This is a genomic window from Duganella sp. BJB476, assembly GCF_003416895.1.
GTDB lineage: Bacteria > Pseudomonadota > Gammaproteobacteria > Burkholderiales > Burkholderiaceae_D > Rugamonas.
Genome location: NZ_QVIO01000015.1, coordinates 1 through 22,511, shown reverse-complemented (window position 1 = coordinate 22,511; position 22,511 = coordinate 1). Strand labels below are relative to the sequence as shown.

General features: G+C 63.8%; 19 protein-coding genes, 2 rRNA genes and 1 riboswitch. Of the genes, 5 read left to right on the top strand and 16 right to left on the bottom strand.

The annotated features are described in order from the left end of the window. Window positions 1-104, top strand: a 5S ribosomal RNA gene (rrf, locus tag D0T21_RS31195); the annotation flags it as partial. A 113-nt stretch (window positions 105-217) separates the two neighbouring features. Then, entirely contained in the window at window positions 218-2,245 is a 2,028-nt protein-coding gene (locus D0T21_RS31190) for an esterase-like activity of phytase family protein (protein WP_116994022.1), read from the top strand. A 34-nt stretch (window positions 2,246-2,279) separates the two neighbouring features. Here D0T21_RS31190 and D0T21_RS31185 read toward each other — a convergent pair whose 3' ends face one another. Continuing rightward, window positions 2,280-2,672 carry a hypothetical protein gene (locus D0T21_RS31185; RefSeq protein WP_116994023.1) on the bottom strand — a complete coding sequence of 131 codons (393 nt, stop codon included), beginning with the start codon at window positions 2,670-2,672 and terminating at the stop codon, window positions 2,280-2,282. A gap of 150 nt (window positions 2,673-2,822) precedes the next feature. On the opposite strand from D0T21_RS31185, the gene D0T21_RS31180 reads away from it, so the two are divergent. Beyond that, a complete protein-coding gene (locus D0T21_RS31180) occupies window positions 2,823-4,841 on the top strand; it encodes a PEPxxWA-CTERM sorting domain-containing protein (RefSeq protein ID WP_116994024.1) in 2,019 nt (672 codons plus the stop codon). Window positions 4,842-4,846: 5 nt separating this feature from the next. Here D0T21_RS31180 and D0T21_RS31175 read toward each other — a convergent pair whose 3' ends face one another. After that, window positions 4,847-6,250, bottom strand: a complete 1,404-nt coding sequence (locus D0T21_RS31175; protein ID WP_116994025.1) for a DHA2 family efflux MFS transporter permease subunit — start codon at window positions 6,248-6,250, stop codon at window positions 4,847-4,849. A 95-nt stretch (window positions 6,251-6,345) separates the two neighbouring features. Here D0T21_RS31175 and D0T21_RS31170 point away from each other — a divergent pair, with 95 nt between their 5' ends. Continuing rightward, window positions 6,346-8,076 carry an alkaline phosphatase gene (locus tag D0T21_RS31170; protein WP_116994026.1) on the top strand — a complete coding sequence of 577 codons (1,731 nt, stop codon included), beginning with the start codon at window positions 6,346-6,348 and terminating at the stop codon, window positions 8,074-8,076. Here the strand turns inward: D0T21_RS31170 and bluB are convergent. The 14 genes from bluB to cobT form a co-directional block, all read right to left on the bottom strand. Further along, on the bottom strand, window positions 8,073-8,741 hold the full coding sequence (gene bluB / locus D0T21_RS31165; RefSeq protein WP_116994027.1) for a 5,6-dimethylbenzimidazole synthase: 669 nt from the start codon (window positions 8,739-8,741) through the stop codon (window positions 8,073-8,075). The two genes, D0T21_RS31170 and bluB, sit on opposite strands and share 4 nt — an antisense overlap. After that, window positions 8,738-10,204, bottom strand: coding sequence for a cobyric acid synthase (locus tag D0T21_RS31160; RefSeq protein WP_116994028.1), 1,467 nt, complete (start codon window positions 10,202-10,204; stop codon window positions 8,738-8,740). Before D0T21_RS31160 ends, bluB begins: the two co-directional genes overlap by 4 nt. Before the next feature lies 1 nt (window position 10,205). Next, window positions 10,206-11,093 carry a cobalamin-binding protein gene (locus D0T21_RS31155; RefSeq protein WP_116994029.1) on the bottom strand — a complete coding sequence of 296 codons (888 nt, stop codon included), beginning with the start codon at window positions 11,091-11,093 and terminating at the stop codon, window positions 10,206-10,208. After that, window positions 11,090-12,079: a threonine-phosphate decarboxylase CobD gene (cobD, locus tag D0T21_RS31150; RefSeq protein ID WP_116994030.1), complete on the bottom strand. Its 990-nt coding sequence runs from the start codon at window positions 12,077-12,079 to the stop codon at window positions 11,090-11,092. Before cobD ends, D0T21_RS31155 begins: the two co-directional genes overlap by 4 nt. Beyond that, entirely contained in the window at window positions 12,072-13,034 is a 963-nt protein-coding gene (gene cbiB / locus D0T21_RS31145) for an adenosylcobinamide-phosphate synthase CbiB (RefSeq protein WP_116994031.1), read from the bottom strand. Before cbiB ends, cobD begins: the two co-directional genes overlap by 8 nt. Continuing rightward, window positions 13,028-13,585 carry a bifunctional adenosylcobinamide kinase/adenosylcobinamide-phosphate guanylyltransferase gene (gene cobU / locus D0T21_RS31140; protein WP_116994032.1) on the bottom strand — a complete coding sequence of 186 codons (558 nt, stop codon included), beginning with the start codon at window positions 13,583-13,585 and terminating at the stop codon, window positions 13,028-13,030. The genes cbiB and cobU overlap by 7 nt, the downstream gene beginning before the upstream one ends. Then, a complete protein-coding gene (locus tag D0T21_RS31135; protein ID WP_116994033.1) occupies window positions 13,582-14,886 on the bottom strand; it encodes a cobyrinate a,c-diamide synthase in 1,305 nt (434 codons plus the stop codon). Before D0T21_RS31135 ends, cobU begins: the two co-directional genes overlap by 4 nt. Further along, complete coding sequence (cobO, locus tag D0T21_RS31130) at window positions 14,886-15,524, bottom strand: cob(I)yrinic acid a,c-diamide adenosyltransferase (RefSeq protein WP_116994034.1); 639 nt, start codon at window positions 15,522-15,524, stop codon at window positions 14,886-14,888. The genes D0T21_RS31135 and cobO overlap by 1 nt, the downstream gene beginning before the upstream one ends. Beyond that, window positions 15,521-16,294, bottom strand: coding sequence for an ABC transporter ATP-binding protein (locus D0T21_RS31125; RefSeq protein WP_116994035.1), 774 nt, complete (start codon window positions 16,292-16,294; stop codon window positions 15,521-15,523). Before D0T21_RS31125 ends, cobO begins: the two co-directional genes overlap by 4 nt. Next, a complete protein-coding gene (locus D0T21_RS31120) occupies window positions 16,294-17,316 on the bottom strand; it encodes an iron ABC transporter permease (protein WP_116994036.1) in 1,023 nt (340 codons plus the stop codon). The genes D0T21_RS31125 and D0T21_RS31120 overlap by 1 nt, the downstream gene beginning before the upstream one ends. 77 nt (window positions 17,317-17,393) lie before the next feature. Next, complete coding sequence (locus D0T21_RS31115; protein WP_116994037.1) at window positions 17,394-19,250, bottom strand: TonB-dependent receptor domain-containing protein; 1,857 nt, start codon at window positions 19,248-19,250, stop codon at window positions 17,394-17,396. A gap of 101 nt (window positions 19,251-19,351) precedes the next feature. Next, a riboswitch (cobalamin riboswitch) is annotated at window positions 19,352-19,574 on the bottom strand. Between the two features lie 33 nt (window positions 19,575-19,607). Beyond that, window positions 19,608-20,159 (bottom strand): histidine phosphatase family protein, encoded by a 552-nt coding sequence (locus D0T21_RS31110; protein WP_116994038.1) that lies wholly within the window; start codon window positions 20,157-20,159, stop codon window positions 19,608-19,610. A gap of 4 nt (window positions 20,160-20,163) precedes the next feature. Next, window positions 20,164-20,946, bottom strand: coding sequence for an adenosylcobinamide-GDP ribazoletransferase (locus tag D0T21_RS31105; protein WP_116994039.1), 783 nt, complete (start codon window positions 20,944-20,946; stop codon window positions 20,164-20,166). 5 nt (window positions 20,947-20,951) lie between these two features. Next, window positions 20,952-21,986 (bottom strand): nicotinate-nucleotide--dimethylbenzimidazole phosphoribosyltransferase, encoded by a 1,035-nt coding sequence (gene cobT, locus D0T21_RS31100; protein WP_116994040.1) that lies wholly within the window; start codon window positions 21,984-21,986, stop codon window positions 20,952-20,954. Between the two features lie 416 nt (window positions 21,987-22,402). On the opposite strand from cobT, the gene D0T21_RS31095 reads away from it, so the two are divergent. Next, window positions 22,403-22,511, top strand: a 16S ribosomal RNA gene (locus D0T21_RS31095); the annotation flags it as partial.

Below are 22,511 nucleotides of genomic sequence, written 5' to 3'. Positions count from 1 at the left end.
CATAGCAAGTTGGTCCCACCCCTTCCCATCCCGAACAGGACCGTGAAACAACTCTGCGCCGATGATAGTGCTGCAACCAGTGTGAAAGTAGGTTATCGTCAGGCTAGTTATAAGAAGAAGCCCACCAAGTGATCCTGGTGGGCTTTTTTGCGTCTGTCATTCCTGTGTAACGTATTGTAGCTAAGCTTGCCTCTTTTTCAACTGAGGCTAGCTACGTATGAAAAACTTTTCCCTGATTTCGCTCGCGGTATTTTCCGTGCTGGCCGGCTGCGGAGGTAGTAGCGACACGGCTGCGCCAGCCAAAACACCGACCACCGGCGTGTTCCTCGATGGCGCCGTGGAGAACCTAGACTATGTCGCCGGCGCCGCCGCGAAAGCCAGCACCTCGACAAAGGGAGAATTTACTTGCTATGCCGGCGACACCGTCAGCTTCAGCATCGGCGGCGTTGCGTTGGGCAGCGCGCCGTGCGCCCCCACCATCACGCCGCTGCAGTTGGCCGGCGTGACCGACGTCAAAGACAGCAAGGTCGTCAACCGCCTGCTGGCCCTGCAATTGCTGGATGAAGACAGCGATCCATCGAACGGTATCAAGATCACCGCCGATGTGAAGACCGCACTGGCTGCCAAGAGCGCCGACTTCTCCATGGATGCCACCGCCTTCAACACCGCAATGAGCGCCAACCTGGCCGCAGCCGGCGCCAAATACGCAGCGCGCACCATCGATGACAGCCGCCGCGCCCTGGTGCGCGAGCACTTCGAAGATACGCTGGCCTCCAAAGTCGGCACGCCAGTCGTCGAGTCGTTCACGCAAACCACGCCGCTCGGCGCGGTCGCCGTCAGCGTTACGCGCTACCAGATACAGGCCGCTGCCAACTACTACGTGCCGTATGAAGGCGGCAACGCCAAGGTCAAGGAAGAATTCCCGCTGGGCTTCCTGCCATCCTACGGTTCGTCGCTGGCCTTCAAGGGCACCAACGCCAACGGCGACCTGGAGTTCTACGGCCTGACCGACCGCGGTCCGAACGGCGACGGTCCAAACCTGCCTGCGCTGAGCGGCGGCGGTGTCACCGGCGCCAAGATATTCCCGTCGCCGAGCTTCACGCCGTCGTTTGGCGTGATCACCGTCGGCAAAACCGGCGCGGTGCTGACGTCGTCGACGCCGATCAAAGTCTCTGCTGCCGTCAAGGCTTCCGGCCTGCCGGTCGCACCTGGCGCAGTGGGTAACTCGGCCGAGCTGCCAGTAATGGACGCGATGAAGTACGAGGCCGCCAGCAAGGCGACCTTCAACGCCGGCGGCCTGGATACCGAAGCGATCGTGGTCGACAAGAAGCGCAATGTGCTGTGGATCTCCGACGAATACGGTCCGTTCATCATCAAGCTCGATCCTGCCACCGGTATCATCCTCAACAAATACGCACCGGGCAGCGGCCTGCCGGATATCTTCCTGAAGCGCCGCGCCAATCGCGGCATGGAAGGCCTGACGCTGGACACCAGCACCGACAAGCTGCACGGCTTCCTGCAAAGCCCACTCACCGACGGCAACGCGACCTACTCGGTGACCGGCAAGAGCGAGGCGATCGAACGCTACGCGCGCTTTACGCGCTGGGTGGAATTCGATCCAAGCACCGGCACCTCTGGCAAGATGTACGCGTATCCACTCGACGCCGCCGACTACCAGGACGGCCGCACCGGCAACGCCAAGCTGGGTGACCTGGTCGCACTCGGCAACGGCAAATTCATCGTCATCGAACAGGGCGCGGCGCCGAACGGCAAAGTGTTCAACAAGTTGATGCTGGTGGAGATAGGCGCGGCGACCGACATCGCCGCCGCAAGCTACAACGTCAAGACCTCCGACCTGGAGAAGAGCAGCATGGGCGGCGCGGTGGTCAACGGCGCCGACTGGAAATCGGTGACGACGCTGAAGAAAACGCTGCTGCTGGATCTGAATGCGGTCGGCTGGCAGGCGGAGAAGGCTGAAGGCCTGACCATCGTCGACGGCAATACGTTGGCACTCTCGAACGACAACGACTTCGGTATGAAAACCAAGATCTTTACCGCAGCTGGTGTGGTGGTAGATGATGCTGATGTCACCAAGTGCAACGTCGATGCGGCTGGCGCCATCGTCACCAGCACGGCTGCCGGCTGCAATGCCGCAAACACGATCCGCGTTGCGCGCGGCGAGGATCGCGAGCGTCCAAGCCGACTGTGGCTGATCAAGTTCGCCAAGGCGCTGACCGCGTTTTGATGCAGGGGGCGGGCCGGTCAGGCCCGCCAGTGTTTTAGCGCGGAGCGGCGTTCTGCTCCGCGATCAGTTTGGCGATTTGCGAATCGGTCTTCACCGGTTCGATCAACAGCACCTGCTGGCGATTGATCAGCATGTGGTCCGGGTTATGCGCTTCACCGCCGCGTTTAATCAACACACTGGTCACGGCCTTGGTCTCGGGATTCTGCCGGCCCTGGATGTAGAACACATCGCGCAGCGTGACGTAATCGCCGCCGGTTTGCTCCATGCGGCCGTAAAACATCTGTCCATTCGTCAGCGCCACTGCCTGATAGGGCGTCGACAGTTCCGGTCCTTGATGGCCGCGCGTTCCCTGATAGGCGATAAAGCCCAGTGCCGCAGCGATAATGACCGTGGCGAGCGCCGTCGTGCGCCCGGCTATGTTCTGCATGAAGAATCTCCTGAGTTGAAAGGCAGCGCGGCAGCATAGCAGCTTGCCGGCACGCCGCACAGGCGTTGTGCAAGGACGCCACAGCGTCACGGCAGTGTCATAATATTATGGGATATTGAAGGTTTGCTCACACAATATCCGGGACAAACCATGTCGATCGCACTGTCGAAACCTTCCTCCGCCATTCAATTCCTGCTGCTCGCCGCGGCACTGCCGTTGAGTGTTTCGGCCGCCAATCCGGTGATCGTTTTCCCCGGTACGCTGGGTAATGCCAACACCGATGCGCAAACGCTGGGCAAAAACCAGACCGGCACCATCACCAGCAACGGTTCGTTGATTGTCGGCGGCAGCGCGGTGGCGGTGACCATCACCGACAAAAACGCCACGCTGGATAACCAGGGTCTCATCAGCCAGACCGGCAACGGCCGCGTGATACGCGATAACACCGGCGTCACCGGCCTGACCATCACCAACGGCAGCGCCACCAATAGCGCCGCGAAGATGCTGGCCGCCGACGGCGACGTGATCCAGATGAACAAGGCGAATGCCAGTGTCACGCTGACCAACTACGGCTCGATGATCTCGGCGAATGCCAGCGCCGGCGGATCGCAGGCGGTGGACTTCTCCACGATTACTTCCGGCGCGAACATCGTGAACAACTACGGACTGCTTCAGGCATCGGAGGCGGACTCCGTGCGTCCCGGCGTCGGCGGCGTGGTGAATAACTACGGCTCCATCGTCTCGATCACCAAGGCAGGTAGCAGCAGCGACGGTATCGATGCGCAAAACAACAGCGGCGTGGTCATCGTCAACGGCGCGACAGGCCTGGTCGACGGCGGCCGTCATGGCATCACCGGCGGCCAAAAGGATGCTACGCAGTCCTTCACCATGAACATCACCAATGAGGTGGGCGGCATTATCCGGGGCAGCAACGGATCGGGCGTCAACCTGGACGGCTTTAACGGCAAGCAGATCGCCACCATCACCAACCACGGCACCATCATCGGCACGGGCGTGACGGGCGACGGCGACGGCTTGGATATCGACGGCATCGCCAACGTCACCAACACCGGCATCATCCGCTCGGCCAACGCCTTCAGCGCGCCAGCCGATGGTTTGGCTTTCAGCGAAGGCTTGAGCGTGGGCGGCGGCGTGATCGTCAACTCCGGCACCATTGAAGGCCTGGTCTCGGCAGGGAACAGCAACGCCGTCGGACGCGGCATCACATTGGCAGGCAACGATATCGCCGGATCGCCAGGCAGCCGCGAAGGCTTGTACGGCAACGCCACCATCACCAACCAGAATGGCGGCCTGATACGCGGCCAGAGCGACTCGGCCATCGTCGCCGTCGGCGCGGCCAGCGGCTATGTCGTCACCATCAACAACAACGCCGGCGCCACCATTCAGGGCGGCGGTTCCACCAATGCCGCCATCAAGACCGGTGCCGACAATACCGTCATCGTCAACGCGGGCATCATCAACGGCGCCAGCAGCGGCAAGGCGATCGAGATGGGCAGCGCTAAAAACAGCCTGACCATCACCGGCGGCAGCATCGTCGGCAGCATCAACGGCGGCACCGGTACCGGCAACACGATGGTGGTCAATCCGGGCGCGGGCAACAGCTTCGCGTATGCAGGTTCGATCTCCAACTTCAGCAACGTTGAAATCAAGAGCGGCACCGTGGCGCTGTCGGGTGTGAGCACCTACACCGGCGCGACGCAGCTCAGCGGAGGTACGCTGGTGTTGGACGGCGCGAATCGCCTGTCGGCCAACAGCGCCCTGGTGCTCAACGGCGGCACGCTGCAACTGATCAACGCCGGTGGCGCAAACGGCCAGACTTTCGCCAGCCTGTCGCTGACGGACAGTTCATCGGTGCTGCTGGGCGGCTCGTCGCTGACCTTCAATGGCCTGGGTGCGGTCGTCAACGGCAAGACGTTGTCGTTCACCGAAGCCGCATCGGGCGCCTATGCATTCCGCCTGTTGGGCGACGTGACCGGCGATGCAGGCTTCCTGCAACTGGTCGGCGCCACCAGCATCAACGGCCTGGCGGTGCACTATCGCTTCGACGGCGCATACACCGACGTGACGGCCGTGCCGGAACCTGCCAGCTATGCCATGCTGCTTGCCGGCCTGGCGATGGTCGGGGCCATGGTCCGCCGTCGCAAATAATCGCGCTAGGCGGGGCTGCCTTTGCTGATGCTCTCGCCATCCTCCTGGCGCAATGACCAAAAGGTCAACGAAGACAGGATGGTGAGCACCGCCAGCGTCAGGAAGGCGTGATGCAGCGCGCCGGTGAGCGCCAGCCGGTTCGATTGCGGCAGGTCGCCCAGGAACCAGCCGGTGACCAGCGAACCGGTCGCCAGGCCAAAGCTCATGGACAGTTGCTGCATCGAGCTGGCCATGGTGCTGGCCATGCTGGAATCCGCGCTATCCACATCGGCGTAGGCGATGCTGTTCATGGCGGAGAATTGCAGCGAATTGAAGAAACCCAGGCACAGGCTGATCATCACGATCATGTACAGCGGGGTTCCCTGCTGGACGAATGAATACAGGCTGATGGTCAACCCGATCAGCACCGTGTTGATGGTCAGGACTTGGCGGTAGCCGAAGCGGCCCAGTACCCGCACGGATATGAACTTCATGCCCATGGCCGCTGCGGCGGACGGCATCATCAGCAAACCCGATTGCCATGCCGGCAGTCCCAATCCCAGTTGATACAGCAGCGGCAGCAGGAAGGGCAGGCCGCCGACGCCGATACGCGTGATGAAGCCCCCAACCACGGACACGCGGAAGGTGCGTATCTTGAACAGCGCCAGTCGCAGCAAGGGAAACGCCGCATCCCTGGCGTGCCACACATAAGCTGCCAGCAGGCTGCATGCGATGAACAGCAGCACCGACGCGGACGTGATATCGATCCGGTGCTCGCCGAAAATCTCCAGCAGCCAAGACAGCAGCGCCACGCCGGTGCCGAACAACACGAGACCGACCAAATCCAGCGGCCGTGTGCCGTCGCCGCGATAGTCCGGCATGTAGCGGTGCGCGAGGACGATCGCCACTACGCCGACCGGCACGTTGACGAAGAAGATGTCCCGCCACGTCAGCCAGTGCACGATCAAGCCGCCGATCGTTGGGCCGAGCAGGGGGCCGATCAGCGCCGGAATAATCACGAAATTCATCGCCGCCAGCAGCTCGGATTTGGGGAAGGTGCGAACGATGGTCAGGCGACCGACCGGCATCATCATCGCCGCACCCAGCCCTTGCAGCAGCCGCGCCGCCACCAGCATCGGCGAATTGACCGACAGGCCGCACAGCACCGACGCCACCGTGAATATCGCCACGGCGCTCATGAAGACGCGGCGGGTACCGAAGCGGTCGGCCATCCAGCCGCTGATCGGGATCGACACGGCCAGGCTGAGGATGTAGCTGGTGACGACCGCTTTCAAACTGAGGGGAGTTACTTGCAGGCTGGCCGCCATGCTGGGGATCGCTGTGTTGACGATGGTGGAGTCCAGCTGCTCCATGAACAGGGCGGTAGCGACCACCCACGGAAGGTAGCTCTTGGCGGCGGATGTATTCATGCCCACGATTGTCACACAAAAGCCACAGGACGGTCATAAGGCCGTCATGAAGCGGGCGTAAGTTGGCGTTCATCGAAATGGCCGATGGAGTTGATATGGACGCTAAGTCGCTGTTCCCTGGTCGTCGTGGTTTCATCCGTCAAATGGGAGCCACCGCCTTGCTGGGCGTGGGCGCAGGTGCGGGCCTGGCCGGTTGCAGCAGTACGGCAGCCAGCATCGCCGATGGCGCCGCAGTCGGTTTCGATCATGGCGTGGCCAGCGGCGATCCGCTCGGCGACCGTGTGATTTTGTGGACCCGCGTGACGCCGCGCCGCAGCGACGAGAACGGCGACATTGCCGTGCGCTGGCAGATGGCGACCGATCCGGGCATGCAGGCGGTCGTCGCCAATGGCAGCGTCACCACGTCGGCGCAGAGCGACTACACCGTCAAGGTGGACGCCGCCGGCCTGCTGCCGGGCCATGTCTACTATTATCAGTTCGCTGTCGACACGGTGAAGTCGACCGTCGGACGAACCAAGACGCTGCCGCGCGGCGATGTGCGCCAGGTCCGGCTGGCAGTGTTCTCCTGCTCGAATTATCCATCCGGGTACTTCAATGTCTACGCCGATGCCGCGCGCCAGGACGATATCGACGCAGCGCTGCACATCGGCGACTACATCTACGAATACGAAAGCACCGGCTACGCCTGCGGCAATGCCGAGGCGCTGGGTCGCGTGTCCGAACCGCGCGAACTGCTGCTGCGACTGGAGGACTATCGTCGCCGCTATGCACAGTACCGCACCGATCCCGATTTGCAGGCGGTGCATGCGGCGATGCCGTTCATCGCCGTGTGGGACGATCATGAATTCGCCGACGATACCTGGCGCGACGGCTCGGCAGAGCACAAGGTTTCCGAGTTCGGTCCCTTCAGTTTGCGCAAGGTGGCGGCCATGACCGCGTACCACGAATGGATGCCGATCCGCGCGCCCGATCCGGCCACGCCGGAGAAAATCTACCGTTCCTTCGACTTCGGCGGCGTTGTGTCGCTGCACATGCTCGATACGCGCCTGATCGGCCGCGACCAGCAGTTGATGATGTCCTCCTACTACGACGAGCATAAGCGCTTCGACGTCGAGAAGTATAAGCATGATGTCTGCTCGCCGCGCCGGCAGATGATGGGGGCCGAGCAGATGGCGTGGCTGGAGCACCAGGTCAAGGATTCCCAGGCGCGCTGGCAGATGCTGGGCCAGCAGGTGCTGATGGCGCGCATGGAGTATCCGACCGCCGTCGCCATGGGCGAATGCAATTGCACCGATTACTCGGCGCTGAAGAAGCGCGCCGCCGCCGACCCTTCCTGCGTCAGCAGCCGGGAAAAACGCTGGCTGTCCGCGCCGACGCTGCCCTGCTACATGGATTCATGGGACGGCTATCAGAACGACCGCGAGCTGGTGTTCGCCATGATGCAGCGCCATCGCAAGAACATGGTGGTGCTGGCCGGTGACACCCATAATGCCTGGGCCAGCGATTTGCACGATGCGCAGGGGCGCCAGGTGGGCGTGGAGTTTGCGACGTCGTCGGTGTCGTCGCCGGGGATGGAGGGGGCATACCCGGACCGCGATCCGGAGGATGTGGCAAGCATGATGGTCGATTTGATCGAACCGCTGTACTACGCGCAAACCAGCAAGCGTGGCTACATGATCGTCACCGCCAGCCACGAGCAGGTGCGCTGCGACTGGCGCTTCGTCGACACAGTATTCAAGCACGAGTTCACGGCCGCGACGGAGCGCAGCTTGCGCACCTTGCCGGGACCGGGTAATCGCAAGATCGAGGAATGCAGCGGAGCTTAAACTTCGCTTGCGGGATTGTCCCAGCGGTCTTCGAACATGATGTCGGACAGGGGCCGGCGCTGGTCCCATTTTTCCAGCTCCAGCATCGGCGCGGTGTAGAACTCGTGCACGTGGCCGACGCATAGCACGGCGATCGGCTGGCTGCCGTCCGGCATGCCGCAGATGTCACGCATCTGCTGAGGATCGAACATCGACACCCAACCGGCGCCTATGCCTTCCGCGCGCGCCGCCAGCCAGAAGTTCTGCAAGGCGCAGGCGGCGGAGGCCAGGTCCATCTCCGGCATGGTGCGGCGGCCGAATACATACTGATCGCGCTTGTCGATCAGGCCGACCACCAGCACTTCGGCGCAAGCCAGTATGCCTTCCACCTTGAGCTGCATGAACTCCTCGGCGCGCTTGCCCAGCGCTTCGGCGGTCTTGATGCGTTCCTCATTGACGTGCTTGTGGATCTGCGCGCGCAACGCGGGATTGGTGATGCGGATGAAGCGCCACGGCTGCATCAGGCCAACGCTGGGACCATTGTGGGCAGCGCCGATGAAGCGCTCCAGCTGTCCCGGTTCCAGCGGACCTGGCTTGAAATGGCGGACGTCACGCCGTTCGCGGATGGCGCGGTAGACGCCATCGATTTCGGCCGGAGTGAAAGCGTGTGGGCTGATGGTGCTCATGCGGATAGCTCCTTGTCGTGCAACGCCAGCAAAGCGTCCATCAGAGGCTGAGTGGCGTCGGCTATGCGGTCCAGGCTCGCTTCACGCAATGCGCTGGTGTCCACCGTATTTTTGGTATGCAGGCCCGCCCAGCGCAGCAGCGCGCTGTTGGCTTGCGGTGTATCGAACAGGCCGTGCAGGTAGGTGCCGAGGATCTGGCCATCCGTCGAGCGCGCGCCTTCGGGACGGCCATCGATGATGAAGGCCGGCGTATCGAGCGCGCCGCCGGTCGAGGTGCCCATGTGGATTTCGTAGCCGCTGACACTGGCCTTGTCGTCGTCGAAGGCGCATACGCCCTGTACCTGCACCAACCGTTTGTCGGCCGTCATTTCGGTGCTCATGTCGAGCAGGCCGAGTGCGGGCGACGTGCCGGCCACGCCCTCCATGCCCAGCGGATCGGTCACGCTGTGGCCCAGCATCTGGAAGCCGCCGCAGACGCCGATCACCTTGCCGCCGTAGCGCAGGTGGCGGGTGATCTGCTCCGGCCATCCCTGGGCGCGCAGCCATTCAAGATCGCCGCGCGTGTTCTTGCTGCCCGGGAGGATGATCAGATCGGCCGCCGGTATCGGTTCGCCCTGGCGCACGAAGCGCAGGTCCACGTCCGGGTGCGCGCGCAGTGCGTCGAAATCGGTGTGGTTGCTCATGCGTGACAGGCTGGGGACGACGACGCGGAAGGCGCCGCGCGAAGCTTGCACCGGCTGCACGGCGTCTTCGGCGTCGAGGAACAGGCCGTGCAGATAGGGCAGTACTGCCAGCACCGGCTTGCCGGTTTGCTGCTCCAGCCATTCCAGGCCGGGCTCCAGCAGCTTGATGTCGCCCCGGAAGCGGTTGATGACGAAGCCGATGGTGCGGGCGCGTTCGCTCTCCGACAAGCAGGACAGCGTGCCGACGATGTGCGCGAACACGCCGCCACGGTCGATGTCCGCCACCAGTATCACTGGACAATCGACCTTTTCGGCGAAGCCCATGTTGGCGATGTCGCGGTCGCGCAGGTTGATCTCCGCCGGGCTGCCCGCGCCTTCGACGATCACGCTGTCGTACTGCGCCAGCAGGCGATCGTGCGATTCCAGTACCGCCTGCATCGCCACGGTCTTGTATTGATGGTAGTCGCGTGCGTTCATCTCGGCGCGGACCTTGCCGTGGATGATGACTTGCGCGCCGATGTCGCTCGATGGTTTGAGCAGCACCGGGTTCATGTCGGTATGCGGCGCCACGCCGGCGGCGATGGCTTGCAGCGCCTGGGCGCGGCCGATCTCGCCGCCGTCCGCCGTGACGGCGCTGTTGAGCGCCATGTTCTGCGGCTTGAACGGCGCCACGCGCACGCCCTGGCGCTTGAGCAGCCGGCACAGGGCGGCGACGACGGTGCTCTTGCCTGCGTCTGAGGTGGTGCCCTGAACCATCAGGGTCGAATAGGGGAAGCTCATATCAATTCTTGCGGCGCTGTCGCACCAGTTCCAGTTTTTCGCACAGGGCGGTGGTGCCGGCGACCATGCGCGGGCCGGCGCGGTTCAGCAGTTCGCCGTCTAGGGTGAACAGGTTGTCGTTGCGGACCGCCTTCATCGTCGTGTATGGGCGCCACAGGCCTACGCCGCCGTAGTTCTTTTCGCTGGTACCGAAGATGGCTTCGGGGTCGGCTTGCAGTACCGCCTCGTTGCTGACCACCGGTGCAGTCACTTTCAGGTCGGCGAAGATGTTCACGCCGCCGCACAGGCGCATGGCGTCGCTGACGATGGAGGTGCCGTTGAGCGTGTAGAGCGGTTTGTCCCATACCTGGTAGAACATCCGCACCGGCGGGCGGTTGCCATACTGCTTGGCCAGCGCGGCGAAGTGTTGGCGGATCTCGGCGGCGACAGGTTGCGCGACGCTCTCGGTGCCCATCAACTGGCCGAGGCGCAGCACGTTGTCGGCGATGCCATCCAGTTTTGTCGGCTCGCTGTGGAACATCGGGATGTTCAACTGGCGCAGCGTTTCGATCTGGCGCTCGGAGGCGCCGTGCAGCCAAATGACGATCAGGTCCGGCTTCATGGCGATGACGCGTTCCATGTCGACCTGGCGGTTGTCGCCGATGCGCGGCAGCTTTTTCGCCGCTTCCGGGTAATCGCTGTAAGTGACCGCGCCGACGATCTTGTCGCCGCCGCCGGCCGCGTACAGCAGCTCCGTCACGTGCGGCGCCATGGCGATGATGCGCTGCGCCGGCTTTTGCAGCGTGACGACGTTGCCGTCGTCGTCGCGCACCGAGATGGCGGCGCTGGCGCTGCCAGCCATTGCCAATGTCGTCAGGCTGGCCAGTAGTTTGATCGTCAGTTTGTTCATGTGGATTCCTTGTTGTTCCATTCTTTTAGTGCCGTCTCCAGCCGTTGCCATCCCGCTTCGTCGGGCGGCAGGCCGAGGCGGATGCCGCGTGCGGCCTGTTTGAACAGCCGTACCCAGATTCCGCGTTCCGCCATATGCTGCCAGAAGGCTTCCGCGCGGTCTTCGCTCCACCATTGGAATAGCGCCGTGCCGGTAGAGCGGACGTCATGTGCCGCCAGCAGTTGGCGTAAGCGCTCACCGCTCGCCAGAAGCTGTTGGAGTGTATTTGCTTGCCACGCCTGGTCGCGCAGCGCGGCGAGGGCGATGTGCTGCGCCGGGCCACTGACGGCCCAAGGGCCCAGCAAGTCCGCCAGTTCGCGCAACAGGTCCGCGTGCGCGGCCACAAAACCCAGCCGGATGCCGGCCAGTCCGAAGAACTTGCCAATCGAACGCAGGACGATCAGGCCTGGACGTCCGCTGTGTGCTGCCACGCTGCTGTGCTGCGCCGTGTCGCCAAAGGCTTCGTCGACCACCAGCCAGCCGCCGCGCGCCGCCAGCTGGTCCGCCCATTGCAGCAGCTGGGCGGCGGGTACGCTGGCGCCGGTCGGGTTGTTGGGATTGCAGATGACCATGACGTCGCTGTGCGCCACCGCCGCGTCCAGCGCTTCATATGGCGTTTGGGTCAGCGTGTGTCCGTGGTCGTTCCAGTGGTGCGCATGCTCCGCGTAGGATGGTGCGGCGACGGTTACGCGCGATGGCTTGCGCAGCCGGGGCAGCGCCTGGATCGCGGCCTGCGTGCCGGCGACCGGCAGCATCAACGGTGCGCCGTAGTAGGCGGCTGCGGCCAGCGCCAGTTCGGGATCGGCCTCCGGCAGGCGATGCCACGCATTGCCCGGCAGCGCAGGCGCCGGATACCAGTGCGGGTTGATACCGGTCGACAGGTCAAGCCAGTCGTCGCGGCCGAAGCGCAGCGTGGCGTCGCGCAGGTTGCCGCCATGTTCAAGCATGTGCCAACTCCATCCATGCTGCGATTGTGCAGGCGACGGCCAGCCACAGCGCCGTGGTGTGCGCGACCAGGCGCCATGCGCGGCTGATATCGGCACCGGTGGCGGGTTGTCCTTCGCCCAGCGGCGGACGTTGTTCAACTTCGCCGTCATAGATGGCGGCGCCGCCCAGCTGCACGCCGAGCGCGCCTGCGCCGCTGGACATCACCGGTCCGGCGTTAGGGCTGCTCCATGCAGGGGCTTGCGTGCGCCAGCACTGCCAGGCGCGCAGTTTTCCTTGAAAACCGGGCGCCAGCAGCACGTAGGAGAGGGCGGTCAGGCGCGCAGGGATGTAGTTCAATGCGTCGTCGATGCGGGCGGCGGTGCAGCCGAATTGCAGCAGCCGCGCGGTGCGATAGCCCCACATCGCATCGAGCGTGTTCGCCATGCGGAACAGCACCGCGCCGGGGCCGCCGGCGACGATGAACCAGAACAGCGTGCCGAAGACGGCGTCGTTGCCGTTTTCAAGCAGGGATTCGGCGCTGGCCTTGGTCAGTTCGATCTCGCTGGCGCTGGTGGTATCGCGGCTGACGATGCGGGCGGTCAGCAGACGGGCATTCGGTAGATCGCTCCGCGCCAGCGCGTCGGCGATGGGCAGGTTGTGGTCGCGCAGGCTGCGCAGACCGAGGCAAAAATAAAGCATGACGGCGTGCGCGATCCATGGCAGCGCGCCGTTGGAGCCCAGCAGCCGGACCAGCAGCGCGGCGATGGCGGTCAAGGGCAGTACGGCCAGTGCCCAGGCCAGCGCGCCGCGCCAGAAGCGCAGGCCGCCGCGATTGAGGCGACGTTCCAGCGCCGTCGCCAGGTTGCCGAAGCCGACCAGCGGATGCCAGCGGCGCGCCTCGCCCAGCATCAGGTCGAGCAGCACGCCCGCCACCATCAGCAGGGCGATAACGCCAAAGCTCAAGCCTATCAGCACGGCGTCCCTTTTAACACCAGCGGCAGGCCGGCGGCGACGAACACTGCGCGGTCGCACAAGGCGGCCATCGCCTGGTTCAGTCGCCCCTGTTCGTCCATGAAGCAGCGCGAGATCGCGCCGAACGGCATGATGCCCATGCCGACTTCGTTCGATACCAGCACCACGTCGCTGGTGCACTTGGTCAGCGCGCTGGCCAGCATGTCCTGCTGCTCGTGGAATAGCGCGGGTAGCGTGATCTCGCCGACTTCAGGGTAGGTATCGCCGCTGCTGAACAGCAGGTTGCTGAGCCACAGTGTCAGGCAGTCGACCAGGATCAAACGGTCCGGCGAGGACCAGCGCAACAGCTGGTTGCCCAGTGCCAGCGGCTCTTCGACGGTGATCCATTCGCTGGGCCGGCCGGCGCGGTGATGTGCGATGCGTGCCGTCATTTCGGCGTCGCCGGCGGTGGCGGTGGCGATGTAGACGATTTCCTTGCCCGACTCGATAGCCAGGCGATCTGCATAGCCGCTTTTGCCGGAGCGTGCGCCCCCCAGAACCAGTGTACGTGTCATGCTGCGCTCCTAGAAAACAGGGCGGCAACCGCCGCCGGGTTGGATGGGAAATAAGCGTGAAAATATGAAGCCGTCAGCGAGCCGACGCGATACCAGGCTTCGCCTTGGACGGCCGACGGATGCTTGATAGTGTACGCCGCTGGCGCCACGCCTGTCTCCAGCTTGGAGTAATGGAAGGTGTGGCCGCGCAGGACGCCTTGTTCCGTCGGCAGTCCCTGCGATCCGAGGCCCGCCAGGCGCGCCTGCATTGCCACGGCGCCCGGCAGCAAACCGGCCATTGCCCACACCGCGCCGGCTTGGTCGGCCAGGGTGTCGGCCAACGCCATCATGCCGCCGCATTCGGCGACGATGGGCGTGCCGGCGGCATGGAACGCGCGGATCGACGCTTGCCACACGCTTGCCTGCGACAGTGCTTCGGCGTGCAGCTCTGGATAGCCGCCCGGCAGATACACCGCGTCCGCTTCGGCCGGTATGGCTTCGTCGGCCAGCGGGGAGAAGAATTTCAGCGTCGCGCCCAATTGGCGCAGCGTGTCCAGGTTGGCCGGATAGATAAACATGAAAGCCGGATCGCGGGCAATGGCGATGGTGCGGCCGGTGAGCAGCGGCGCCTGCGGCTCCGTCGCTGGCGGAATCTCGATACGCACCGGACGCAGACGCTCCCAAGCCGCTTCGTCGAATACCAGCTGGTCCGCCAGATTATCGAGCAACTGGTCGATGTCGCCGACTTCTCCCGGCAGCACCAGGCCGAGGTGGCGCTCGGGCAGCGATTTGGCCTGGCGCGGCAAGGTCGCAAACAGGGGAATGTCGCGCAGTGAGGTGGCCACCATTTTGGCGTGGCCTTCGCTGGCGACGCGGTTGGCGATCACTCCCGCCATCTCCACCGGGCCATAGTCGCGCAGGCCGTGGACCAGCGCACCGGCGGTTTGCGCCATGGCGCTGGCGTCGATCACCGCCATCACCGGTATGCCGAATTCGCGCGACAGGTCGGCCGACGACGGCGTGCCGTCATACAGGCCCATGACGCCTTCGATCAGGATGACGTCCGCTTCGGCGGCGGCTTGCGCCAACTGGCTGCGGCACAGTTCATGGCCGACCATCCACAGGTCCAGCGAGCGCACCGGCGCGCCGCTGGCGCGTTCCAGCAGCATCGGATCGATGAAATCCGGCCCGCATTTGAACACGCGCACGCGCTTGCCCTGGCGCGCCAGTTTGCGCGCCAGCGCGGCGGTGACCGTGGTCTTGCCCTGGCCGGAGGCGACGGCCGCCACCAGCAGGGCTTTGACTTCGACGTGCGTCGTCATTACCACTCGGTTCCGAGTTGCGCGCCGATGCCGGCCTTGAAGGCGTGCTTGACGACTTCCATTTCGGTGACGGTATCGGCGATGGCGATCAGCTCCTGCGGCGCGCCGCGACCGGTGATGACGACGTGCTGCATCGCCGGACGCGCCAGCAGATCGTTGATGACGGTTTCCACGTCCAGGTAACGGTACTTCAGGGCGATATTCAGTTCGTCGAATACCACCAGGCCGATGTCGGGATCGGCCAGGAAGCGTTTCGCCTGCTCCCAGGCCTGCTGCGCTTTTGCGATATCGCGTTCGCGGTTCTGGGTTTCCCAGGTATAGCCTTCGCCCATCGAGTGGAAGCTGATCTCTTCCGGGAAGCGGCGCAGGAACAGCTCTTCGCCGGTCTGCATCGCCCCCTTGATGAACTGCACCACGCCGACCTTCATGCCGTGGCCCATGGCGCGTATCGCCATGCCGAAGCCGCTGGAGCTCTTGCCCTTGCCGTTGCCGGTGTTGACGATGATGATGCCGATCTGCTTGTCGGCGGCGGCGATCTTGGCGTCGATGATGGCCTTCTTGCGCTCCATGCGCACGCGGTGACGTTCGTTCAGCGCCGCGGTTTGTTCGTCGATGTCGCCGGTATTCTGTTGGGTCATGCAAAGTCCTCTTTGGGGATGAAGATGCTGCGTTTGCCGTGCTGGATGATGTCGATCGGGTGGCCCAGGTAGTCGCCCAGGATCTCGGCACGCATCACCTCCGCCGTGGTGCCGGCCAGCCAGCGGCCATCGCCCATCAGCAGCAGCGCGTGGGTGGAGACGCTGTGTGCCAGCGTCAGGTCGTGTCCTATCATGACGGCGGTCTTGCCCTGCTCGCGGCACAGGCGCGCCAGCAGGCCCATGACGCTGACCTGGTGCGCCAGGTCCAGTGCATTGGCAGGTTCGTCGAGCAGCAGCAGCGGCGTATCCTGCGCCAGCATGGCGGAGATGGCCACGCGCTGGCGTTCGCCGCCGGACAAGGTGCGTACGTCGCGCTCGGCCAGGTCGGCCACTTCCATCGCCTCCAGCGATTTCAGCGCGATGGCGTGGTCGTCGCTGCCTTCCCAATAGCGGTTGCCGTGATAGGGGTGGCGCGCCGACAGCACGGTTTCGATCACGCTGTAGGCGAAAGCGTCGTTGCGGCTCTGCGCCAGGAAGGCGCGCTGGCGCGCCAGTTCGGCCAGCGGCCAGTCGGACAGTTCGCGCTTCTGGATGGCGACGTAGCCGTCGTCCGGGGCGCGCAAGCCGGCCAGGGTTTTCAGCAGGGTACTCTTGCCGGCGCCGTTGCGGCCGATGACGCTCCAGCATTCGCCGTCGCGCACCTGCCAGTTCAGATCCGTAATCAGCTGGCGCTGGCCGATTTTCAGGGAAAGGTTGTGGGTGCTGATCATCATTTGCGCAAACGGTGTAGTTGGTACAGGAAGACCGGTGCGCCGATCAGCGCCGTCAGCACGCCTACCGGCAGCTGTTGCGGCGCGATGATGGTGCGGGCCAGCGTATCCGCCAGCAGCAGGAAGGTGCCACCGGCCAGCGCTGCCGCCGGGATCAGTACGCGATGGTCTGCGCCGACGGCGAAGCGACAGGCATGCGGCACGATCAGGCCGACGAAGCCGACGCTGCCCGCGCTGGTGACGGCGCTGGCGGTCAGTAGGCCGGATATGAAGAACAGACCTTTGCGCAACGCGCCGACGCGGATGCCCAGCGTGGCGGCGGCTTCGGCGTGCAGCGCCATCACGTTCATGGAACGGGCGCTGCGCAGGGCGAATACCAGGCCGCCGGCCAGCACGATCCAGGGCAGCGCGCGCATCGGCGCACCGGCCAGGTCACCGATCATCCAGAACACCATGCTGCGCAAGCGGCTTTCGGGGGCGATGGAGAGCATCAACGTCACCATCGCCATGCAGGCGGAGGACAGGATGACGCCGGTCAGCAGCAGCAAAGCGGTGCCGCCGTCGGCTGCCGCGCCGCCGCGCAGGTCACGCCGGGCCAGCAGGTACAGCATCATCGAGACGGCGACGGCGCCGCCAAAGGCCGAAGCGTCGACCGCCCAGATGGCGCAGCCGAACAGTAGTGCGGCCAGGGCGCCGACGGACGCGCCGGCGGAAATGCCGAGTACATAGGGGTCGGCCAGCGGGTTGCGCAACAGCGCCTGCATCATCACGCCCGCCAGCGACAGGGCTGCGCCGGTGACGAAGGCGGTTAGCGCACGGCTCAGGCGCAGGTCGAGCAGGGTGGAGGCCAGTGTCTGGCTTTGGCCGTGCAGCAGTTCATTGACTGCCGCGGGAATATCGGAGAGGGGAATCGAGACCGAACCGGTCATGCCCGAGAACACCAGGCTGGCAAACGCGAACAGCACCAACCCTGTCAGGGTGACGGCGGCACGCTGTCGCAGATTGCGGGAGAAAGAATGCATGCACTGCTTTCAAAAAAGAGAGACTGCCGGGCGCGCGGCGGATGCGCCCCACGCCCGGCAGGTTACACCATTACTGCTTACTTGTAGCCGTAGCGGATACCGGCGAACAGCTTGGACATCGGCGTGGCGTAATTGCGCGCCAGGTCGTACTGCTTGTCGCCGATATTGTTCCAGCGGACCAGCGCCGACCAGTCACGGTTGAAGTGGTAGGTCGCGTACAGGTTGACCAGGCCATAGCCGCCCAGGCGGGTCGTGTTGGCGGCGTCTTCGTAGCGGTCGCCGGACAATTCCAGTTCCACGCCGGCCTTCAGGGCGCCGGCGCTATAGTCGGCCATCAGGTTGCCGTGCTTTTTGGCGCGGCGCTGCAAGCGCTTGCCGCTGGTTTCGTCTTTTGGATCCTGCAGGTCGACGTTGGCGGCCAGGTTGAAGCGGCCCAGCTGTTGGCTGGCGCCCATGGTCAAGCCTTCAAGCAGGGCGTGATTGACGTTGTAGGCGCAGCCATACTGGTACTGCCCAGGGAACGGGCATGGCGTGGTGTTCACCAGCAGATCGGTCAGGCGATTGTGGTAGTAGCTGGCGTTCAGCGCGGTGGTGCCGCTGTCGTAGCGCAGACCGATTTCGGCGTTCTTGCCCAGTTCCGGTCTGTTGTTATTGTTACCGTAGCCTGGGAAGTACAGTTCATTATAGGTCGGTGCGCGGAAGCTGGTGCCATAGCTGGCGGTGGCGCGCAGCGCCTGCGTGAAGTTGTAGCCGTAGCCCAGCGAACCGGTATTTTTCGAGCCGTAGAGCGATTTGTCGCGGCGCACGCTGGCGTTGAACAGGTTGTCGCCACGGCGGGCGTTGTACGAAGCCGCGAGGGAGTTGGTGGTGCGCTCGGGATTGCGCAGGTCGAAACCGTTGGTCTCGACTTCTTCCTTGCGGTGGTCGTACAGCAGTTGCAGTACGTCGGCGCCGATCTGCACGTCATTCTGCCAGGTGAAGGTAGTCTGCTTGGTGTTGATCTGCGAGTAGCCAGATGCCAGGGCGCTGGTGTAGGTGGCCCCTTCGTCCTTGGTCTGCGAATATTGGACCAGGCTTTGCCAGACCGGCAGGATCTGGTTTTTGCTGTAGATGGCGGCGTTTTCGAGCTTTGCCTTCGAGTGTGTATCGTAGGACGAGGAACCGCTGTCATACTGGGATTTGAGTTTGCTCTGCAGGAGCAGCGTGCCGATTTCATGGCCTTCCGCCAGGCGCAGGCTGAATTGAGCTGCCGCGTTTTCGCGGTCGTAGCCGTCCTTGTCGGCGTTGTAGGATTTACCGATGGCTGGGCGGGTAGCCGAGAAACCGTCCGATTTTTCCTTGCCGGCGCTGATCGCGTAGCTGATGCTGTGTTCACCGCCGGTGGCGCCGGAGAGCGACACGTCGCCTTCGCGGGTGTTGTCGGTGCCGTAGCCGGCGAAGGCGGTGAACGCCGGCGCGCCCTTGCCCTTCTTGGTGAAGATCTGGATCACGCCGCCGATGGCGTCCGCGCCATACAGGGAGCTCAGTGGGCCGTAGACGATTTCGATATGGTCGATGGCGGTCAGCGGAATGGCGCTCCAGTTGGCGGCGCCGGTGGTCGACGAGCCGATACGCACACCGTCGACCAGCACGAGATTCTGGTTGCTGTTGGCGCCGCGGATAAACACGGTGGCGTTGGTGCCGGAGCCGCCGTTGCGGGCGATCTCGATACCGCGCTGGCGTTGCAGCAGGTCGACGATGGAGCCGGCGCCGGATTCGGCGATCTGCTCGGCGCTGATGGTGACGCTGTCGCTGATCACGTCGGCCAGGGGCTGCGGGCTGCGGGTGGCGGTGACCAGCACGGTGCCGGCGATTGGTTCTGCGTGAGCGTAGGAGGCGGCCATTGCCAGCGCCAGCGACGTCAGGGCCGCGGGACGGGAGATACGAAGGGTCATGATGTAATTTTTCTGTTAATAGCAACCGGCCGACGTCCCCGTGGGCCAGATTGAACAGAAGCGGAGAATTGAGAGATGCGTGTTCGCGCACATCCCGTTCGCTCGCTTCCACCTGATTTGGCCGGTATCCGGGCTGGCAAGTTAGACCACCTCACCTTCCCATGCAGAGCACAGTGGTTTGTCAGAGGAGGTTTGTCGCGCATCAGCTGCGACACTTGCTTACCGTTGCGGGGGCAGCACATGTGGACTCTTACAGAGCTTCATGTTTCCCGTTTAACTGCGCATCTGGACAGACGCGCGGGCACCAAAACCCCGTCATTATACGGGTTTGTGCGGCGTCGGTCATGGGGTGGCGGTTTAGTTTTGCAGTACCAGCGTGGCGCCGTAGGCGATTTGATGCGGATGGCGGGCGGCTTGCAGCGCCATTTCGGCGGGCGCCAGGCCGGCATGGCAGGCCGACAGCAGGCGCATCGCGCCAGCGTGGCAGATGACGATGGCGTCGCGCTGCTGGCGCTGGAGGTCGGCGTAAAAGGCGGTGATGCGGCCGGCCATCTGCAGCACGCTTTCACCGCCGCCGGGGTGGTAGTTGACCAGGTCTGCGGCCCAGGCGTCGATGTCGGCGCGTGCGATAGCGTCCCAGGGGCGCAGTTCCCAGTCGCCGAAATCGATCTCCGCGATGCGGGCGTCCAGCAGTGGCGCTGGGGATAGCAGCGGCGCCGCCAGTTGCGCCGCCAATGTGGCGCAGCGTTGTAGTGGGCTGCTATATAGAGGCAGGCCTTGGGGCAGTGTGGTCGACAAGGCTGCCAGCGTTTGCGCCAGCTGCTCGGGCGCCACCGCGAGATCGCTGCGGCCGTAGCAGATGCCGGGTGCGATCAGCGGCTGCGGATGGCGGACCAGTATCAGCCGCATGGCGTTACCAGGGCAGGGCGCCGTGGCGCATGCTGGCAAGTACGCAAAGGTAGAACACCACTTCGCTAAGCTGCTGTACCGCGCCGAGGCAATCGCCTGTATAGCCGGCGATGCGGCGGACGAATTTGCGGGCCAGCCAGGCGGTGGCGATGGCGGCGATGGTGATGCCGGTCGCCAGTGTGGTCCAGGTCAGCCATCCGCAGGCGATCATCGCCAGCGCTGGAATGGCGGCGGTGGCGACGGCCAGCGCGAACTCCGTGGCGCTCATCTTTTGCGCCAGCGGCTTGGCCTTGCCTTCTGCGCGTGCGTAGTCGAGGCGCCAGATCAGTGAGGTTGCCATTAATCGCGACAGGGGATGGGCGACGAAGAGCGCTGCAATCGCCTCCAGCGGAGGCAGCATGGAGAGTGTGGTGCACTTGGTAGCGAGCAGGCAGATGATGCCGATGGCGCCGTAAGCGCCGATGCGGGAGTCCTTCATGATTTCCAGTACACGCTCCGGCGTCATGCCGCCGCCGAAGCCGTCGCACATGTCGGCAAAGCCGTCTTCATGGAAGGCACCGGTGGCGTAGATGCCGGCGGCCGTGGACAGCAGTACGGCGACCGGAGCGGGAAGGAACCATGCGGCCAGCGCATACACGCCGGCCGTGATGGCCGCGACCACTACGCCGACCAGTGGGAAGTAGCGCGACGCCTGGTTCAGCCACGCAGGATCGAAGCCCACCCAGCCAGGAATTGGCAGGCGGGTAAAGAACTGGAGTGCGGTGAAGAACAGGCGTAGCTGGTGCACGGCGCTTACTCGGACTTTTCGCTGACGTGGGCCGATTCGAACGTGGCCATCTGATTCAGGAAGTTGACCGACGCATGCAGCAGCGGCAGCGCCAGCGCGCAGCCGGTGCCTTCGCCCAGGCGCAGGCCCAGATTCAGCAAGGGCTTGGCGCCCAGCGCGGCCAGCATCTGCTGGTGGCCGTTTTCGTCGGAGCAGTGAGCGAACACGCAGTAGTCCAGGATCGCCGGCTGCACGCGGGCGGCGACCAGCAGCGCGCTGGTGACGATGAAGCCGTCGATCAGCAGCACTTTGCGCAATTCGGCTGCCTTCAACATGGCGCCGGTCATCATGGCGATTTCCAGGCCGCCGAAGGTGGCCAGCACGTCCAGCGGCTCGACTGCGGCGGCGTGTTTGGTGACTGCCGCTTCGATCACATGCTGCTTGCGTAGGACGCCTTCCGCCGACAGGCCGGTGCCAGCGCCAACGCATTGCGCGACGGGGATGCCAGTCAGCTTGTGCATCAATGCAGCGGCGGCGGTGGTGTTCCCAATGCCCATCTCACCGAAGCCGACCACGTTGCCGTCCAGTTCCGCGACCAAAGCCATGCCTGCGGCCAGCGCGGCCTCGCAAGTGGTGCGGCTCATCGCCGGTTCCTGCGCGAAGTTTCGGGTGCCGGGCGCCAGCTTGCGGTCGGTCAGGCCGTCGCGCGGTCCAAAGTGGTGATTGACGCCGGCATCGATGACGCGCAGTTCGCAGTTGGTCTGCGTGGCGAAGACGTTGATGGCGGCGCCGCGCGCGAGAAAGTTCTCGACCATCTGCCAGGTCACGTCCTGTGGGTAGGCGGAGATGCCTTCCGCGACTACGCCGTGATCGGCCGCAAACACCAGGATGGCCGGCTGCGTGATTGCCAGTGCACGAGTGTTCTGTATAAGGCCGATCTGTTTGGCCAGCGATTCCAGTACGCCCAGGCTACCCAGCGGTTTGGTTTTGTTATTGATGGCCGTATCGAGCAGGGCCGCCAGTGTCTCGTTGTTAGTAGTAGGGATAGTTGGAATGAACATGTGGGCGACTTATAAATCGGTGAAGTTCTTATTTTACCCTTGCCAGCGTGGATGCCCTTTGCTATAGTTCGCCTCCCCGCAAAACGCAGCATGCAAATGCAGCGAAGAGCGGAGAAAAAGAGGGTTGACGAAAACGGCGAAACGCCTCATAATCTTCCTTCTTCGCAACTGACAAACACAACGCTTTGTCAACGGTTGCAAGCAGTACCGAATAAGTTCTTTAAAAATTTACAGTCGATAAGTGTGGACGTTTGATGAAAGTGCACACGCTGCTTAGGCAGCGTGAAACTTAAAATATCAAATGTTCACAAGAAGTAATGAAATAGGCGCTATGAAAATAGTGGCCTGTCAGTATTTTGAGTGAGCGACCCCTTAGCAATAAGGGTGCCGGTAAAACGGCAAAAGTAACAGAGATTAAACTGAAGAGTTTGATCCTGGCTCAGATTGAACGCTGGCGGCATGCCTTACACATGCAAGTCGAACGGCAGCGCGGGGCAACCTGGCGGCGAGTGGCGAACGGGTGAG

Bases quoted from the DNA above. Each gene is read 5' to 3' on its own strand.
- cobU (WP_116994032.1), bottom strand. From the start codon at position 13,585: ATGACACGTACACTGGTTCTGGGGGGCGCACGCTCCGGCAAAAGCGGC.
- bluB (WP_116994027.1), bottom strand. From the start codon at position 8,741: ATGAGCACCATCAGCCCACACGCTTTCACTCCGGCCGAAATCGATGGC.
- D0T21_RS31135 (WP_116994033.1), bottom strand. From the start codon at position 14,886: ATGACGACGCACGTCGAAGTCAAAGCCCTGCTGGTGGCGGCCGTCGCC.
- cobD (WP_116994030.1), bottom strand. From the start codon at position 12,079: ATGCTTGAACATGGCGGCAACCTGCGCGACGCCACGCTGCGCTTCGGC.
- D0T21_RS31160 (WP_116994028.1), bottom strand. From the start codon at position 10,204: ATGAGCTTCCCCTATTCGACCCTGATGGTTCAGGGCACCACCTCAGAC.
- D0T21_RS31175 (WP_116994025.1), bottom strand. From the start codon at position 6,250: ATGAATACATCCGCCGCCAAGAGCTACCTTCCGTGGGTGGTCGCTACC.
- D0T21_RS31170 (WP_116994026.1), top strand. From the start codon at position 6,346: ATGGACGCTAAGTCGCTGTTCCCTGGTCGTCGTGGTTTCATCCGTCAA.
- D0T21_RS31155 (WP_116994029.1), bottom strand. From the start codon at position 11,093: ATGAACAAACTGACGATCAAACTACTGGCCAGCCTGACGACATTGGCA.
- D0T21_RS31190 (WP_116994022.1), top strand. From the start codon at position 218: ATGAAAAACTTTTCCCTGATTTCGCTCGCGGTATTTTCCGTGCTGGCC.
- D0T21_RS31115 (WP_116994037.1), bottom strand. From the start codon at position 19,250: ATGACCCTTCGTATCTCCCGTCCCGCGGCCCTGACGTCGCTGGCGCTG.
- cobO (WP_116994034.1), bottom strand. From the start codon at position 15,524: ATGACCCAACAGAATACCGGCGACATCGACGAACAAACCGCGGCGCTG.
- cobT (WP_116994040.1), bottom strand. From the start codon at position 21,986: ATGTTCATTCCAACTATCCCTACTACTAACAACGAGACACTGGCGGCC.
- D0T21_RS31125 (WP_116994035.1), bottom strand. From the start codon at position 16,294: ATGATCAGCACCCACAACCTTTCCCTGAAAATCGGCCAGCGCCAGCTG.
- D0T21_RS31120 (WP_116994036.1), bottom strand. From the start codon at position 17,316: ATGCATTCTTTCTCCCGCAATCTGCGACAGCGTGCCGCCGTCACCCTG.
- D0T21_RS31185 (WP_116994023.1), bottom strand. From the start codon at position 2,672: ATGCAGAACATAGCCGGGCGCACGACGGCGCTCGCCACGGTCATTATC.
- D0T21_RS31180 (WP_116994024.1), top strand. From the start codon at position 2,823: ATGTCGATCGCACTGTCGAAACCTTCCTCCGCCATTCAATTCCTGCTG.
- D0T21_RS31110 (WP_116994038.1), bottom strand. From the start codon at position 20,159: ATGCGGCTGATACTGGTCCGCCATCCGCAGCCGCTGATCGCACCCGGC.